Annotated in this window: 14 protein-coding genes; 8 read left to right on the top strand and 6 right to left on the bottom strand. The window is 32.7% G+C overall.

What is annotated here, in order from left to right:
• Positions 1 to 287 precede the first annotated feature (287 nt).
• From V1503_RS23095 to V1503_RS23080, 4 genes are read left to right on the top strand one after another with little or no spacing between them, the layout of a single operon-like run.
• Positions 288 to 695 carry a GntR family transcriptional regulator gene (locus tag V1503_RS23095; protein WP_214481859.1) on the top strand — a complete coding sequence of 136 codons (408 nt, stop codon included), beginning with the start codon at positions 288 to 290 and terminating at the stop codon, positions 693 to 695.
• Entirely contained in the window at positions 692 to 1,603 is a 912-nt protein-coding gene (locus tag V1503_RS23090) for an ATP-binding cassette domain-containing protein (protein WP_410629313.1), read from the top strand. The genes V1503_RS23095 and V1503_RS23090 overlap by 4 nt, the downstream gene beginning before the upstream one ends.
• Positions 1,575 to 2,333, top strand: a complete 759-nt coding sequence (locus V1503_RS23085; protein ID WP_410629312.1) for a hypothetical protein — start codon at positions 1,575 to 1,577, stop codon at positions 2,331 to 2,333. The genes V1503_RS23090 and V1503_RS23085 overlap by 29 nt, the downstream gene beginning before the upstream one ends.
• Complete coding sequence (locus V1503_RS23080; RefSeq protein ID WP_410629311.1) at positions 2,330 to 3,013, top strand: hypothetical protein; 684 nt, start codon at positions 2,330 to 2,332, stop codon at positions 3,011 to 3,013. Before V1503_RS23085 ends, V1503_RS23080 begins: the two co-directional genes overlap by 4 nt.
• Positions 3,014 to 3,096: 83 nt before the next feature.
• On the opposite strand, the gene V1503_RS23075 is transcribed toward V1503_RS23080, so the two are convergent.
• Positions 3,097 to 3,633: a CGNR zinc finger domain-containing protein gene (locus V1503_RS23075; protein ID WP_410629310.1), complete on the bottom strand. Its 537-nt coding sequence runs from the start codon at positions 3,631 to 3,633 to the stop codon at positions 3,097 to 3,099.
• A 106-nt stretch (positions 3,634 to 3,739) separates the two neighbouring features.
• Between V1503_RS23075 and V1503_RS23070 the strand changes: the two genes are divergently transcribed.
• Both V1503_RS23070 and V1503_RS23065 read left to right on the top strand, forming a co-directional pair.
• Positions 3,740 to 4,918 (top strand): MFS transporter, encoded by a 1,179-nt coding sequence (locus V1503_RS23070; RefSeq protein WP_410629309.1) that lies wholly within the window; start codon positions 3,740 to 3,742, stop codon positions 4,916 to 4,918.
• Between the two features lie 214 nt (positions 4,919 to 5,132).
• Complete coding sequence (locus tag V1503_RS23065) at positions 5,133 to 5,579, top strand: flavodoxin (protein WP_410629308.1); 447 nt, start codon at positions 5,133 to 5,135, stop codon at positions 5,577 to 5,579.
• A 163-nt stretch (positions 5,580 to 5,742) separates the two neighbouring features.
• On the opposite strand, the gene V1503_RS23060 is transcribed toward V1503_RS23065, so the two are convergent.
• Positions 5,743 to 7,116, bottom strand: a complete 1,374-nt coding sequence (locus tag V1503_RS23060) for a L,D-transpeptidase family protein (RefSeq protein ID WP_410629307.1) — start codon at positions 7,114 to 7,116, stop codon at positions 5,743 to 5,745.
• Positions 7,117 to 8,008: 892 nt separating this feature from the next.
• Here V1503_RS23060 and V1503_RS23055 point away from each other — a divergent pair.
• On the top strand, positions 8,009 to 8,443 hold the full coding sequence (locus V1503_RS23055; protein WP_410629306.1) for a DUF6526 family protein: 435 nt from the start codon (positions 8,009 to 8,011) through the stop codon (positions 8,441 to 8,443).
• Between the two features lie 368 nt (positions 8,444 to 8,811).
• Here V1503_RS23055 and V1503_RS23050 read toward each other — a convergent pair whose 3' ends face one another.
• From V1503_RS23050 to V1503_RS23040, 3 genes are all read right to left on the bottom strand, one after another.
• Positions 8,812 to 9,825 carry an S-layer homology domain-containing protein gene (locus tag V1503_RS23050; RefSeq protein ID WP_410629305.1) on the bottom strand — a complete coding sequence of 338 codons (1,014 nt, stop codon included), beginning with the start codon at positions 9,823 to 9,825 and terminating at the stop codon, positions 8,812 to 8,814.
• Between the two features lie 695 nt (positions 9,826 to 10,520).
• A complete protein-coding gene (locus V1503_RS23045) occupies positions 10,521 to 11,900 on the bottom strand; it encodes an MATE family efflux transporter (protein ID WP_410629304.1) in 1,380 nt (459 codons plus the stop codon).
• Between the two features lie 273 nt (positions 11,901 to 12,173).
• Positions 12,174 to 13,145 (bottom strand): metal ABC transporter solute-binding protein, Zn/Mn family, encoded by a 972-nt coding sequence (locus V1503_RS23040; RefSeq protein WP_410629303.1) that lies wholly within the window; start codon positions 13,143 to 13,145, stop codon positions 12,174 to 12,176.
• Between the two features lie 252 nt (positions 13,146 to 13,397).
• Between V1503_RS23040 and V1503_RS23035 the strand changes: the two genes are divergently transcribed.
• On the top strand, positions 13,398 to 13,550 hold the full coding sequence (locus tag V1503_RS23035; protein WP_214481847.1) for a YjcZ family sporulation protein: 153 nt from the start codon (positions 13,398 to 13,400) through the stop codon (positions 13,548 to 13,550).
• 697 nt (positions 13,551 to 14,247) lie between these two features.
• On the opposite strand, the gene V1503_RS23030 is transcribed toward V1503_RS23035, so the two are convergent.
• A complete protein-coding gene (locus V1503_RS23030; protein ID WP_410629302.1) occupies positions 14,248 to 15,711 on the bottom strand; it encodes a phosphatidylinositol-specific phospholipase C domain-containing protein in 1,464 nt (487 codons plus the stop codon).
• Between the last annotated feature and the right edge of the window lie 46 nt (positions 15,712 to 15,757).

Raw genomic sequence — 15,757 nt, 5'->3', positions numbered from 1 at the left:
AAAAAAAACAAGACTCTATATTTATACATAGTAGCAACTCAGAACACAGAAAGATTGTGTTCGTTTTTAAGACATCTTTTAAAAATGTAATAATAACTACTTTGTCTTTGGACAAGGCCCTCGTGAATAAGGTTATAAGCTAATTTCATCGTTCCTGGACAAAAACGATATGTAGTTGTGTTAGTTTTTATAGCTCCATACGAAAATAAACTTTATGTTAATACACAAAAATACTGAAAGCCTATTGTGGAATATTTTAGTTTATTATATACTACATTACAACAGTAATGCACTATGTTAGAAAGGAGGCGGAGACAATTCTAAATACAGAAAGTACTAAGCCAATTTATGTGCAAATTGCTGAATGGATTGAATCAGAGATATTAAACGGTCATTTCGAAAGTGATGACAAGGTGTATTCACAGTATCAATTAGCTGACATGTATACGATTAATCCAGCAACTGCAGCTAAAGGGCTTAGTCTTCTAGTGGACGAAAATATTCTTTACAAAAAACGCGGACTTGGAATGTTTGTCTCTGGTGGAGCAAAAGACATGATTATAGCTAAAAGAAGAAATCAAACATTGAAGGGGTTAATACAGGAATTGGTTTTAGAAGCCAATCAGTTGCAAATAGAAGATAACGAGTTAATTGAAATGATAAGAGAAGAAATGGTTAAGGAGGAGAGACAATGACTGTAATTGAATGTTCTGTCTTAACTAAAAGATACGTAAGAAAAAAAGTCTTAAACAACCTATCTTTTTCCATAGAGGAAAATAAAATTACAGGATTAATTGGTCGGAATGGCGCTGGAAAAACGACCTTGTTAAAAATAATAGCAGGATTCCTAAAAGAAACATCGGGTGAAATCAAAGTTTTTTCCAACAAGCCATTCAATAATTTACACGTCTCAGGAAATGCCATTTTTGTGGATGATTTAATGAGTTTTCCTCAAGCGGTACCACTAGGTGAACTGTTAGAAGTTGCTGAAAGCTTTTATCCTAATTGGAATAAGCAATTAGCAAGTAATTTATTTAAGTATTTTTCTTTTGATCCTAAGTATTATCACACTAGACTTTCAAAAGGAAAGAAAAGTACGTTTAACATGATTATCGGTTTAGCGTCGCGTTGTCCGTTAACAATTTTTGATGAACCAACTACAGGAATGGATGAAGCGGTTAGAAAAGATTTTTATAAGGTGTTGGTGAAGGATTATATTGCTTTTCCGCGTACTATTATTCTATCCAGTCACCATTTGGGTGAAATAGAAGATATATTGGAGGATGTTTTACTTATTAAAAATGGAGAAAAACAATTGCATACGTCGATGGATGAACTGAAGGAGTGGGCAGTTGGCATAAAAGGACCGACCGATGAAATAGCAAAAATGACTAATGGAAAAGAAGTTATTTTCAAAAATCGACTAGGTAAGAATACCGATTATGTGGTTGTAAAAAACGATGGTTCTGACACTTCAACCCTTCAAGCTAGTCATCGAGGTATTGAAATCTCTCAAGTTAAAGTCAGTGATCTATGTGTTTATTTGACTAGTGAAACGAAGGGAGGTATTGAAGATGTCTTTGACGACAGTGACATTAGCTAATACTGTTAAAAACCAATATTTTTACAAGCTCAAAGCAAACATAGATTCGTTTAGTTCACTCATAGGAATCCAGGTTTTAGGTATCATCTTTTCACTTGGTGGAATTGGAACAATTTCTACGGGCAGTAATAACTTTAATATCAATATCCAGTACTATGCTGCTGATATCGTCATTGTATTTACATTAATTTGGGCTTTCTCTACAGCAATTACGATTACGACTAAACCACATAGAAACCATGATTTTACGTTTGTAACCAATCGACTTAGCAGCAGTCTCTCGAATATTCTCTTTTTAATTACGGCTACCATTGTGGGGAGCATTACAGCCATTTTATCTGGGAATGTAATACAAGTCCTTAGATATATTTTCATTGACCAACAGCTCTATGTTCTTAATACTGGAATCCAAGAACTTGTTATCGGTATAAGCGCAATCTTTTTGTATGGGCTAATTGTTTGTGCAATAGGTTACTTTATTGGAACACTGATTCAAGTAAGTAAGTTATTTATCATTGTTATTCCAGTGTCGTTGTTAGGTTTCATTTTTCTTGAGGCGACCTTACTTGAAGGGACGATAAGGGATAACTATTTATCTGTCATCAAAATTTTTCAATTTTATGTATCGGAGCCAATATTTGTATTATTTATTGTAAAAGTTTTGATAACTTCTAGCTTGTTTTTTATGGCCGCCATTAGCATCCTGAATCGAATGGAGGTAAGAAAATGATTTCCTTCGAGCTAGCTACATTTCAAATTATTTTATTTATCATTTTAGTAGGGCTGTTCTCTTTAATGATTAAAGCTGGGAAAAAGATTAGCTCTTTAAAAATAACTCACTGGCTACTTTTTATATACACAGGATTACTTTTATTAAGTTCTGTATTTATAGCATTCGTCTCCGATGATTCATTAAAACAGCAGGAAGTTAAACAAGGTGAAACAGATCATGACTTCTATTCATTATTGAGCAGTATTGAGATAGATAAGCTTGATCCAGACTATATTATAAAAGCAAAAAGCTTTGATGATTATAGAAATCAAACATTGGAAGTTAACTTTACAGAAAAGTACAGTCCCCACGTGATTGTAGAAAGAAAATTGAGTAGTGATAACAAGATCCAAGTATTTAACTTAAGTAGTGGATTGTTTGTAGATGGTATCGATTTTTCTAGTAAGTTAGCTCCAGTTGGTTTTATATTAAATGAGAATAGACTTATTATTAACTCTCCTTCACAGGATATAAATATTAAACTGGTAAAAGCTCCGTTTCCAGTTCGGCAATTTACAGAAGAGTCACTTTTTAATCAATATGATGGGAGAGTATATCAAGTTATTTATTTAAAAGTACCAAATGATGTAGAGTTAATAGAGGGTTCGTTTGTGAATTTTAGTTTTATTGAGAGATGAGACACACTTAAAATGTTCTACATGGCTAAAAAGCCGTGTAGAACATTTTAACGTGGCTAAAAATCCGTATAATGTATAGATTTCTATTTATTTCTGTTCTTCTCTCTATACCGTTTTACCTTAGATATAGTCCCACATGCTCTTCCAGTGGGACTATTTGCGTTCATATTACACCACTTTTTAGTACCACTTTTTGATTGATCATAAAAGGCCCACTTACAATCTGGACAAATTTTTAGTCGATGAAACGTTCCTGTGTTGATTAAAGTCAAAATGTCTATCAGTATATAGTCGATTAGACTTTTTCTTTTATATTTATAAATCAGGTTATAGACTGGTTTGTTGTTTTGTATTTGAACCTCGTATGTAATTTGCCTTCTGTTAATCCATTCATTGATGAGCTCTCCATCATTTTTTTCAATTGTCGTCCTTATGTCTGACCGAAATAAGATAACTTCATCTAATAAATCATCGGAATCTTCGATTGTTAGATGTTCATGAATATAATTCGAGACATCAGATATAGTTCCAAAATGATCTTTAGGTATTCTGTCTGTGTTAGGAATTTCCCAAGTGTTCAAAAAAGATAATACTTCGTTAATTTCTTTGTTCTTTTCCATAATTGTAACCACCAATCAATTTTACAGGTTGCATTCCTATTCATTATAACATAACATAAATGTAACCATCTAAATAAAAAGAAGGTTACAACTAAAGGGGGTTACTATGAATCAAACAACGAAAGTTATCTTATTTTCAGCATTCTGTATGAATCTTGCAGGGTTTGCCGTTATATCTTTTTTTGCAGTTTATTTGTCAAATACACTTTATTTCTCAGTAGTAGAGACTGGAACAGTATTATCTTTAATCGCTTTAACCTCAAGTGGGTTACCTCTTTTAACTGGAGGACTCGGAGATAAGTACGGTTATAAAAATTTAATGGGATTCGGATTGTTAATAAGGGGAACAGGCTTCATTATTTTAGCAATGTCAGAGTCCTTTTACTTCGTCTCTTGTGGAGCTGCTCTTATTGGGGTAGGATCTGCATGTTATGAACCTTCATCAAGAGCATATTTTTCATCAGTAAAGCAAGAGGAGTTAAAAAAGAGAGTGTTTACTTATTTAAACCTTTCACTAAATGCCGGAGCAATCATTGGACCTCTTATGGGAGGGGTGTTACTATTTGTTAATCCTAGCTACCCATTTGTTATTAGTGGCATTGTTTTTTACATATTATTTGTAGTCCAACTTCTGTTAGTAAAGCGTAGCGATTACACAATGAGTTTACGCCCTTCTATTCTTGTAAGCGTAAAGCATATCGCCAAAAATAAAAAATACATCCTCTATTGTGTAGCAATGATATTTTTTTGGTTCATGTTTTCTCAGCTAACAGTATCGATACCGTTACATATGTACAATTTAACCAGTAGTGAGAGTTATGTTAGTTTAATCATCACAGTCAATGCTATAACAGGATTGATGGTAATGATAATGATCAAACAATTATTTCTTAAAATGAACATATACAGCCTGCTTACAGTAGGTGTGCTCACCATGTCATTTTCTTTGTTAATGATTAGTCTCAATTCATCGCCATATTGGTTATTAATATGTATAATCGTATTTACAATAGGTGAAACGTTTGTATTACCCTCATCAGATATTGCAATTTCAGAATTTACTTCCGGGCAGTTTCAAGGTTCATATTTTGGTTTTTTTGAAATATCCTTTGCTATTGGGGCAACTTTAGGAAATTTCACAGGTACCTATTTGATGAAAAATTTTTCTAATAGTATGTTACCTTGGATTATTTTTTCTAGTGTAGGAATCATTAACTTTGTGCTTCTTACTATTTTGAGAAGAACTTCTGCTACTAGCCCCGTAATGAAGGAAGAAGTCGTATAAATGTATAGTGATGTTTAATTTTTACTTTATTTTATATGTATCTAGCATCCTTTCTTAAGAAATATTTAGTAAGGGTGGAAGTATCAATTAATTATGAAACAGAGATAGGCACAAAATTGACAATGATTATCAATATCAGTTATACTAATAACATATTAATGATAATAATTATCAATTAAATACTTCTTGCTTTTTACTTAAGGGAGGATTAACAATGTCAACAGTGCTTATCATTTACGCGAGTATGTCTGGTAATACTGAATCGATAGCTGATTTAATAGAAGAAGGGATACAGGGCGAAGGTGTAACAGTTGAAAAGAAAGATGTCTTTGATGTAGATATAAATATTTTAGATAAATATCATTCAATCATATTTGGGTCATATACTTGGGGAGATGGGGAGCTTCCAGATGAATTTTTAGATTTTTATGATGAGTTAACTGAGGTAGATTTATCAGGGAAGACGTTTGCAGTGTTTGGTTCAGGAGATAGGTCTTATAAAATATACTGCGGAGCAGTTGATATTTTTGAGTCAGCTATTTTACAACAAGGTGGAATACTCGTTCAAGAGAGCTTAAAGATAGAGGACGGTCCTCAAGACGAAGAAATAGAAAAATGTAAGCTGTTTGGAAGGGAGTTTGTTCAGAATATAAGTAGATAGGTTTATAGAATTAATGAGTTACCTTAGAACAGTGCATCTAAAAAATGATAATTGCTCATAATATATTTTTTGTAATTAAAGAGCCTAAAAGTTTTACTAGGCTCTTTTTGTTCGTAGTTTAGTATTATATTAGGTTGTGTATTTATTATTATGAAAAGCAAGGTTAAACGATCTTTACTTTAGTACCTATTGGAATTCGATCAAATAACCATTCAATTTTTTCATTTTCCATTCGAATACAACCTTGTGTTACATATTCTCCAATTGATCCAGGGTTTATCGTCCCATGTATGCCATATGTTCTGCCTGTTGTACCTGGTACACTTAGACCTAGCCATCTACTGCCTAAAGGGTTTGACGGATCTCCACCTGGAATATTTTTAGCGGTGTATGAGGGTTCAACAAACTTAGTAATGATTTCAAATATACCCGAAGGAGTTGATAGATTTTCACCCGTTGAAACTGTTGTTTTGAAAAACTCTTCACCATTTTTATATGCGATAAGAAGATTATTGGATCTATTGATTTCTATTAAATAGTTAGTATTAACAGCCGGGCTATTTCCGGTCATAGCTGTTTGATGCTGTTTGAAAATATTAGGTATGATTAATGTTTCACCAGTTTTTATTGATTCGATATTACCATTTACTTTACTTATTTGTTCAACATAATACGCTAGTTGATAATATGTATTCATAATACTATATAGCGTTTCTGCTTGTTGGACGGTATGTACTACGATCCCAGTACTAGTAGGTATTTCAATATTAATACCAGCTTTTACATCGGTTTCAGGGTTAAGTATAGCGTTATATTCCATTATGTAGTTTAATAGTTTAGATTTACTATAGAATTTTCTTGCTACTTGATATAATGTGTCACCATCTTGTACAGTATAAACAGCTAATTTATCCGGATTTGGAACAACAATTTGCATTCCTTCTTTGACATCTAATTCAGGATACGTAATATTATTATGTAATTGTAAAAATTCAGTGTTATTTTCATTGTAAAATAATTTAGAAATTTGAAAAAGTGTTACTCCCTTTGAAATCTCATATTGGATGGAAATCTGTTTATGGCTATTAATTGATGCCTCCGTAGAACTAAAAAGGGTTTCCGAAGATTGTTTACTCTCTATTTTAGTAGATTGTCCCTCTTCTGTATTTGTAGATTCAGACTCAGAAACAGGCTCTGCAACCTCTACAGTTTCTTGTACATCTTCAACAGAATCTTCACTGATACGGTTTGAACTTGTGCTGGTTTTATCTTCGGTAGAGAAGTCTTCATTTTCTTGTAGCGTTTCATTAGTATGTGAATTTAAATCTTCTACCTCGTCATTATTATTAGTATCTATTACATAATCTAACTTCTTGCTTTCGAGTTGAGCTTCAGTACTTGCTTCTGTTGGATTATTTGCTCTAAATAAATAATTACCTGTAACTATTGTTATGAAGATAATAAATAGAATTGCATAAATCGTCATTTTACGTGTTAAAAATTTGTTTTCTACACTAGCGTTTGTTGGATCTTGCAAAATATCACCTCATATGTCGAAAATATACCTCTCTTATTTTACATTTGTATGATAATCTTTCCTATAGGATGATTCACTTATTTTTCTTTATTCCTTAGGTGAACGGATACTATTGACCTACCGATTTTGAGCCTATCTACTTACGAATAAAAAATTATAAATGAAGATATGAGGAAATAATTTTTTATTTATCGTTACTTATAAGTCCAAAAAAGCTACTTTGTTGTTCAAGAGGGAATAGAGGGAAATATAGCGGTTGAAAAAATGCAGAATGAGGTTGTTACGTCAACTATGAACATTTGAATCTGTTAAGAAGTTGGAATGTGCAAACACTATGAAAAGAAACATAGTATGTATGTAGAAAGTAATGATGTAGTTGATACAATTTTTTATTTAATGTAAAGAGTCACAAATGAGAAAGAGGTGGTCCTATTTAGACAACAATTCTACAGAATAGTGAAAAAGTATGATTAATGATAGATAAATTAACATTACAAAATGAATAAAATCTTATTCTAATGGTGATGAAAGCTAAATAAAGTAGAAAAAGATAAGTAAATATCATCTTCAACAATTCAGGAGCTATGAAACAATTCAGTAAGAAAATAAGATTTAATAATGATAAGAGTTTAATGCTGTTTTGGCTGTTTTCACATTGATTAATACTTTCCATTTTTAGTATTGTACGAATAAATTTTTCGTCGTGGCAGCTTTTCTATATCATACTCAGTAATAGCAAAAAGTTTACGAAGAAATCCATTTAAATAGGAGTAGTAATTAGCTAAACTGTTAAGTACACTTGACTAAATTATCCGAATATTGTTAAAATTAAGTATATTTAACGGTATAGTAGATATTTTCTCAAATAATAAAAAGGGGTGGGGAATTTGCTATGAAAAGTCAAAATTTTAAAAACCATGTTCGTATGCATCCAATTTATCATTACATAGGAGCGCCACTTGTTACAGTGGTCTTTATTGCAACAGTTGTCAATTTAATTATGGCGATTTTTAGAGGTGAAGGGATTTTAACAGCTTTATTGTGGTTAGCGATTACATTAGGCTTATTTATAACATTTTCTTTAGTAAGACTATATTCTACGAAGATGCAAGACCGTATCATACGTTCAGAAGAGAATTTACGTCATTATACGCTTACGAATACTATGCTAAACTCAAGGTTAACGATCCAACAAATCATTGCTTTGCGTTTTGCGAGTGATGATGAGTTCCCAGCTTTATGTGAACGTGCTATTAAAGAAAATCTACAACCTAAAGATATTAAAAAAGCAGTAAAGCATTGGCGTGGAGACTATTATCGGGTATAGATATAGGTGATTTAAATGATCAAATAAATATGTTGATCATTGAGGTGATTAAGGACTATTATTAGTTCTTTTTTATAGTGTGAATTTACTGGGTATTGCCGCAAAACACAGATGGATGGGTATTCACGGAAATGGCACTATTAACGACTTAATTTAACTTTCACTGCAATGCGAAGGTGTTTACTTAGAAAATAAAACAACTATATAATATTTGGATAGGTATGAATGTACTATATTTAAGCGATACATATACAAGGCATACCACATATTAGTCCAGAAAACCGTGTGATATGCCTTGCTTTGTAGAAAGATCCTCGGTCCAACTGCATTTATTAAGTAAAAATAGTTAAAAGTGTTTGAAAAGATTCCTACTTGTCAATAAACATCTGTACCCAATAGTAACCATGTGAACCACCTTCAGCAAATCCAATACCAATTTCAGTATAGTTAGATGAAAGAATGTTTTTACGGTGACCGTCACTATTCATCCATCCTGTTACAACTGCTTCTGGTGTTGATTGCCCAGCTGCGATATTTTCTCCTGCACTAGTCCACTGTACACCGAATTGCTTCAGCATATCGAATGGACTTCCGTATGTCGGAGATGTATGTGAAAAATAGTTCTGATCACACATATCTTCAGCTTTTATTTGAGCTACTTCGGTTACTTCAGTAGAAAGTTCAAGTGGGTGTATGTTTTCTTTTGCTCGTTCTATGTTTACTAAATCTAGTACATCATAAATAAAAGAGTTTTCAACTTTGTTGGTATTTTTCTCCTGAGAATCTAGTGTTCGAATTACAAACACTGCCATTTGCGCTCGCGTTACGTACCCATTAGGTGAAAATTCAGTGGGAGATATGCCAGTCGTAATATTAGAAGCCACTAGCTTGGTAACATAAGTTGTTGCCCAATGATGATAGGGAAGATCATCGAACACTTTATTAGATTCGCCTTCAATCTTAAAAGCCTCTACTAATATTTTTGCCATTTGAGCACGAGTCAAGGGATTGTTAGGATTAAATGCATCATTTCTACCGAAAACTTCTTCATCTACTAGAGCAGCTATGTATGGGTAGGCCGAATTTGATGTGCTAACATCTAAAAAATGTGGATTTGGCCGATTATCTAGATCAATATTTAGTGACCTCCCTATAATTACTGCAGCATGAGCTCTAGTAATATATTCGTTCGGATGAAATGAGCCATCTGGATAACCATTAATAACTCCCTGTGAAGCTAAACCTTCTATTTCTTCCTTAGCCCAATGATTAGAGGGAACATCAGAAAACATAATACTAGCATGCACTTGGTTAGTATTGAAGCCAACTGTTAACAGAGTAATTGCTAGTAATATTTGAGCTATCTTTTGAAAACCTGTCATCTTCTCATCTCCTTTTCCATTCGTTATTTTTAAGGTGGTTTAATAGCTATACAGAAATTAGATCTGAAAAATCTATTAGTATAATTATCCTCAAAAGGTATTCTATCTCATTATTAACTTTATAAAAAGGCAAGAAAATAGAATTATCAATAAATGAGTAGTACGACATAGTTAACAAGTACTAGGGATTAGAACGAGAGAAGAAAGGCAAAAAGTAAAATCGTTTATGTAAGTTCTTTATAGTTTTTCATATATTTTGTTAAAATAGTTTCTAAACGGCATAAAAAAGAAAAGATTGAAATCGCTTTTTATTGAAGGAAAAAGGCTACGATTGTTTGTAAGATATTTGGTCCCTTTTATTCTTACAAAAAATTAAAATTATCTAATTGTTAAAAACAATTGCAATTATTATTTTCTTCTAACTATTAGGGTGTAATACTGTTTTATAACAAATACTGAACAAAGTTAAACAATTAAATTTATTGCTTCTATAACAAAAAATGAACCTGTTAATAAGGCATTTTACATCAAGGATATCATCTTTGCGGAATTTCACTATAAAATGTTATACAAATGAAATTGACCAAAATCCAGAAAATAAAAGCGGAGTGTATATTATGGGGCTGTATATTCATTAAAATTTAATAAAAACAATCCCCCATCTTAATGCTTAGAGAAGGGGGACAGATAAATAATTAATTTTTTCCTTGTAATAATGCCATTTTATGAGCGACAAACTTATTTCGTTGAATAAATATTAAACGTGTAAATAAACAAATTGCTCCAACCGTTAATCCTGATATTAAGCCAATCCAATAACCAAATGCACCAAATGATGTATAGTTAGCAAGTATATATCCTAGTGGAAGACCAATAATCCAATAAGACACAAATGCCAACATAAAGGTTACATTTACATCTTTATAGCCTCTGAGTGCTCCTTGAATAGGGCTCCCGATTGCATCTGATAATTGGAAAAAAATAGCAAAAAATAAAAACTGCTTAGTTAATGATAAGACCGTTGGATCAGTTGAATAGAGGCCTGCAACAGTATCTCTAAATATAAATAAACCTACAGCAGACCCAATAGCTAATATTACTGCAATGCTAATTCCTAAGTAGCTATATTGTACAGCGTCTTTATATCGATTTGCGCCTACTTCAAATCCTACCGAGATAGTTAATGCCATTGAAATACTTAACGGTAGCATGTATAAAAATGATGAAAAATTTAGTGCAGCTTGATGAGCTGCAATGGTGTCTGTATTAAATTGACTCATTAGCAAAGTGACGGCAGCAAATATACTCGTCTCAAAAAAGATCGCAAATCCAATGGGTACACCGATTTTTATTTGCTCTTTCCAAGCTGTGAATGACAATCTTTCAAACTTAGAAAAGAGTTGAAATTTAGCAAAGGGTTGTACTTTTTTAATAATAAAAATTGTAATAATTAATAAACACCAATACGTAATAGCCGAGGCATAGCCAGCTCCTACTCCGCCTAATTTTGGAAAACCAAATTTCCCAAAAATCAGTAAATAGTTCAATAGAACATTGATAGGGAGTGAAATAAGCGTAATGATCATTGTTGTTCGAGTTTGCCCAAGACCATCAATAAAGAAACGTAAAACGTTGTAAAAAAATAAAGGAAGTAAACCGAACGACAATGCTTTTAAATAGTCAAAAGCAATATTACTTACATGGTTATCTAGATCCATAGCATTAATAATCGGTTCTAAAAAGAATAATCCGATAATGAATACTACTAAGGCGATGACTAATGATAAATATACTGCTTGAATGACAGAAAAAGAGACTTTTCTTGTCTCATCAGCACCTACATATTGTGAAACTATGGGTGTTAGTGCCATAAGAATTCCTGCTAATCCTGTAAATATTGGTACCCATAGGCTTGAACCTATTGCAACACCAGCCAAGTCATTTTTTCCGGCATGACCAGACATAATTGTGTCGAAAAAATTCATCGAAAACATGCCTAGCTGAGTAATTAGAATTGGAATTAAAATGGAGGTAAACTGTTTTAGCTTTTCAGATTTTGTGTTAGTTTCTTTCATTTGTAATCTCCTCAAATAGTGGGATGAACATTTATACGGATGTAAATAGATAAAGTGGAAAACCTAACATACATTTATGAACAAATTGATTTTTACTTCGAGAACCATAAGCGGTTGTGATTTTTTGTTATGCATAGGACGAAAATGACAAAGTAATGAGAAAAATCATTATTTAGTTGGTTGTTCAAACACCTTTAATATAAACTATGATTATATCACAACTAACCCGTACCACAATACTATGATACGGGATAAACAGTTGTTATTGTTAATTTAGTTCAAGGCTATTTTAAGAGTTTCAAGGTTTTTCTCCATCAGGCTAAAATAATCTTCACCATTTGAAATGTCGTCATCAGTTAAGACAGACAAGTTATGAATTTGTAATGGAGTTGCATTAAGCTCGTTTTTAATAACATCTGTCACTTTTGGTTTTACATTTTGTTCTAATAAAATGTATTTTATTTGATGTTCGTTAGCAGTTTCAATAATTTCAGCTAATTGTTTTTGTGACGGCTCATTAGTTGAAGAAATTCCAGCAACAGCTATTTGTTTGATGCCATACCTAGATTCCCAATAACTATATGCAGCATGAGATACAAGTATTTCTCTACGTTCTGCTTGTTCTATTGTTGTCTGGAACTGATTGTCGAGATTTGTTAACTCTTCTTTTAATAATAGAAAGTTGTTTTCGAAATCATCCTTTGCCTCAGGTTTTAAGGCAGCTAAGGCATCTGTTATTTCCGCAGCCAGTTCAATCGCTAATGTCGGGTCTAGCCAAACATGTGGATTAAGATCATCGTCATGTTGGTCATGATCGCTATCTTCATGCTCATTTTCTTCCGGCTTCTCTTCTTCTGAATGATTTTGTTCCTCACTTATCAATTTGTCAGCGGTTGCCACAAATTGAACATTCTCTTTTTCTAACGCATCCTTCATTTTATCTACATAATTTTCTAGTTGATTACTGCTATAAATAAACAGATTTGCATTGGCAATTTCGATCATTTTTTTTGGGGTAGGTTCAAATGTATGTGCGTCAGCTCCAGCAGGAATGACGGATACTACTTCAACATGTTCTTTTCCTATTTTTTTTGTGAAATCCTCCAATGGATAAAGAGTCGTATAAATCTGTAAGGTTTCCTCATTTGTTGGGCTTGTTGCTACTGTATTATTCTGGTTACTACAGCCAACTAATACAAGCATAATCATTATTGCTATTGCGTATACACGATTAAGTAATGACATATATAAGTTCTTCCTTTCTTTCAAACTACTTATGTATTATATCGTAATCGTTACGATTTGCAAATAATAATGATTACGTTTTCTAAAAATATTTATTTGTGTAACAGCATAAGTATAGATCAAATTTTTCTTGTTATTCCATATTTTCATAATGTACCCAAAAAATTGTACGTTTTCATCATGTCCATTCGTACAAACAAAATACACTAATCTTTCATAGAAATATATAGATAAGAATGGGGAGGTGATATTATGTGTGGTTATGGTGGTGTAGCAGGTGCTGGCTACCCTGGGTACGGTTATGGCCCTGGTGTAGGAGGAGCATTTGGATCAGGGTTTGCGTTGATCGTTGTATTATTTATTCTACTCATTATCGTACTAGTCGGTGTGTGTGCAATTGTGTAAATAAAAAACTTGTCATTTCAAATAGGGAGGTCCAAAAACCTCTCTATTTTAATTCAAAAGCCGTTTTAGCATTGATTGTTACTTTTCGTAATAAGAGCAAAACCCCTGAGTATAACTAACGTTCGGGGCATTTCTTCTTCGCTAAAGTCCATATGAGTCATTTTATAACCATCAGATACTCAAATGTAAGTGAAAAAAGTAACAAAGTTTACGAAAAGAACCTTATTAATCGTATGAATAAAAGTTCCCTAGGATGTTTCCTCTCATTAAAGAATCAGCAGAATTCAGCAATATACCTATGGTGTTTTTGTTGGAACAACAAAGCTAACGAATAAAGCCTTAGTGGAAAGTAGTACGAAATGTTCATGTTCGAATTTCCAATTTAAATATTACTATATGAAAGTGACTGAGATGTTAGAATTTATTTTTAAGGTAACGATGGGTATACATAAACAGTTTATCCTTAAAATTTTATAACAATAACTTTTATCTTAAACATTCAATTTTTACTCCTGTATACGTATGTAACCTCCCTACTATCACAGGTGAGGTGTTTGTTTAAGTAGGGAGGCCGGATTTACAAGTGGATTAGGATATCTTATGCGAGCAAAATTGATCAGCTTGTGTAGTTGTCTTAGGTGAAATGCATATTTTAAGCCATGAATCAATTCTTCTCTTGAAAACTTTGGGAATTGATTTATTTAACAGCATATATATTAACGGTAAATGATTGACCTGATGTACTTAATGGGTCAGCAATATATAAAGAATCATTTTTTACTACTTCAGTGTAGGAACCATTTTTTAATGAGTTAAAAACGATAGGGTCAGTCCAAATGGCAACATCTTCTTTCACACTGAAGCTAATCGACTGTGCGTTAGCATTGCCAACTATCTCCCAATATAATTGTTTTGTACCAGCTGGTATATTAGTTGTGGTGAAATTGTTACTAGAACGGTGTTTTTGACCAGATTGTGGTCCACCTTCAGATGAAATAGTCCCAATCAGCGTTAAATCTTCTTTATTAGGCCCATCAAACGTGCTTCCTTCATTCATGCTTTTAATAATATCTACGATGTCTGTTTCGTGAAACCAATCTAACATGATGATGTTTAATGGTTTACTAGACCATTCATTTTGTACTAAGCTAGGAATTTCATTGTTGGCAAGCCTGACTAAATCATGTAACGAATTAACTCCTGTTGCAGAAAATGGATCAAAACCACCTAGAACTGCATCAACAATAACATCTTCATCGGCTGTTAACACACCTTGAAGTACAAAAAGCTTGTTTTGGCTTGCCGACTCTATACTTTCATTAAGCTTTTCTTTAAGGATCTCTACATCGGTTGTATTTGCCCAATCCGATTGCATACTAGATTTTCGATCCCACAACCAATTGTTAAATTCATCATCATAGAGAGCCCTTATATCTAATGTATTCGTATATCGTTGATGATCAGTACCATATAAGACAATGACACGTTTATTTTCGTTCCAAAGTTGTTCTAAAGGTACATGGACCCCATATGATGAAGGAATTAATAATTCTCCGAACGTATTTATGAGTAGGTTATTTAAGTAATCGTAGCTTTTTTGAGTCATTTCGTAAAAGTGCTGGAAGTCTAAGATTATGATTTCCTTTTCATTATTTTCAATGAATCTTTTTGACGCAGCAAGTATTTCATCTACAGATTCACCGTATAAGCCATGAAGAGTGCGTAAGTTAGTTTCTTGTATTTGATAGTCATCAAATACCGGTTGCCATACATTAGGTGCAACACGTAAATCAAAATAACGAATCCCTTCATTTAATTGTTGCTCAATAGTAAGCCCTTGTGTTTGTGACCAGTCAGCAACGATAGACTTTCCTGCTTGTGCAGCTCCGTTTTGTAACAAGTTCTTAAGATCCCAAAAATCTGGACCCGGATCTCTTGGATCATTCGCATCATCCATAGTGGCTGTCCCAGAATCATGCGTTCCTGGTAAAATAACCTCACGTAATGTTCTTTCCCCAAACTCAGGGTTTGCCATACTAACTTGCTCCATCCAATTTGAATTGTCGTTTGCTGCACTTGCAATATTGCTAGTTTTTATAATGGGGATAACTAAAAGTACAACAATCATTGTAAGTAATAATGATTTCATGTTTTTTTTCAATATAAAAACCTCCTTTAGTTTTATAATTAATATATTATATAATTAT

Source organism: Nanhaiella sioensis, assembly GCF_046557775.1.
Lineage (GTDB): Bacteria > Bacillota > Bacilli > Bacillales > SM2101 > Nanhaiella > Nanhaiella sioensis.
The sequence above is the reverse complement of the archived record's forward strand: the minus strand, read 5'-3'. Positions and strand labels throughout refer to the sequence as shown.

Coding starts and splice junctions, on each gene's coding strand:
- V1503_RS23095 (WP_214481859.1), top strand. CDS start 288: ATGCACTATGTTAGAAAGGAGGCGGAGACAATTCTAAATACAGAAAGT.
- V1503_RS23090 (WP_410629313.1), top strand. CDS start 692: ATGACTGTAATTGAATGTTCTGTCTTAACTAAAAGATACGTAAGAAAA.
- V1503_RS23085 (WP_410629312.1), top strand. CDS start 1,575: ATGTCTTTGACGACAGTGACATTAGCTAATACTGTTAAAAACCAATAT.
- V1503_RS23080 (WP_410629311.1), top strand. CDS start 2,330: ATGATTTCCTTCGAGCTAGCTACATTTCAAATTATTTTATTTATCATT.
- V1503_RS23075 (WP_410629310.1), bottom strand. CDS start 3,633: ATGGAAAAGAACAAAGAAATTAACGAAGTATTATCTTTTTTGAACACT.
- V1503_RS23070 (WP_410629309.1), top strand. CDS start 3,740: ATGAATCAAACAACGAAAGTTATCTTATTTTCAGCATTCTGTATGAAT.
- V1503_RS23065 (WP_410629308.1), top strand. CDS start 5,133: ATGTCAACAGTGCTTATCATTTACGCGAGTATGTCTGGTAATACTGAA.
- V1503_RS23055 (WP_410629306.1), top strand. CDS start 8,009: ATGAAAAGTCAAAATTTTAAAAACCATGTTCGTATGCATCCAATTTAT.
- V1503_RS23050 (WP_410629305.1), bottom strand. CDS start 9,825: ATGACAGGTTTTCAAAAGATAGCTCAAATATTACTAGCAATTACTCTG.
- V1503_RS23045 (WP_410629304.1), bottom strand. CDS start 11,900: ATGAAAGAAACTAACACAAAATCTGAAAAGCTAAAACAGTTTACCTCC.
- V1503_RS23040 (WP_410629303.1), bottom strand. CDS start 13,145: ATGTCATTACTTAATCGTGTATACGCAATAGCAATAATGATTATGCTT.
- V1503_RS23035 (WP_214481847.1), top strand. CDS start 13,398: ATGTGTGGTTATGGTGGTGTAGCAGGTGCTGGCTACCCTGGGTACGGT.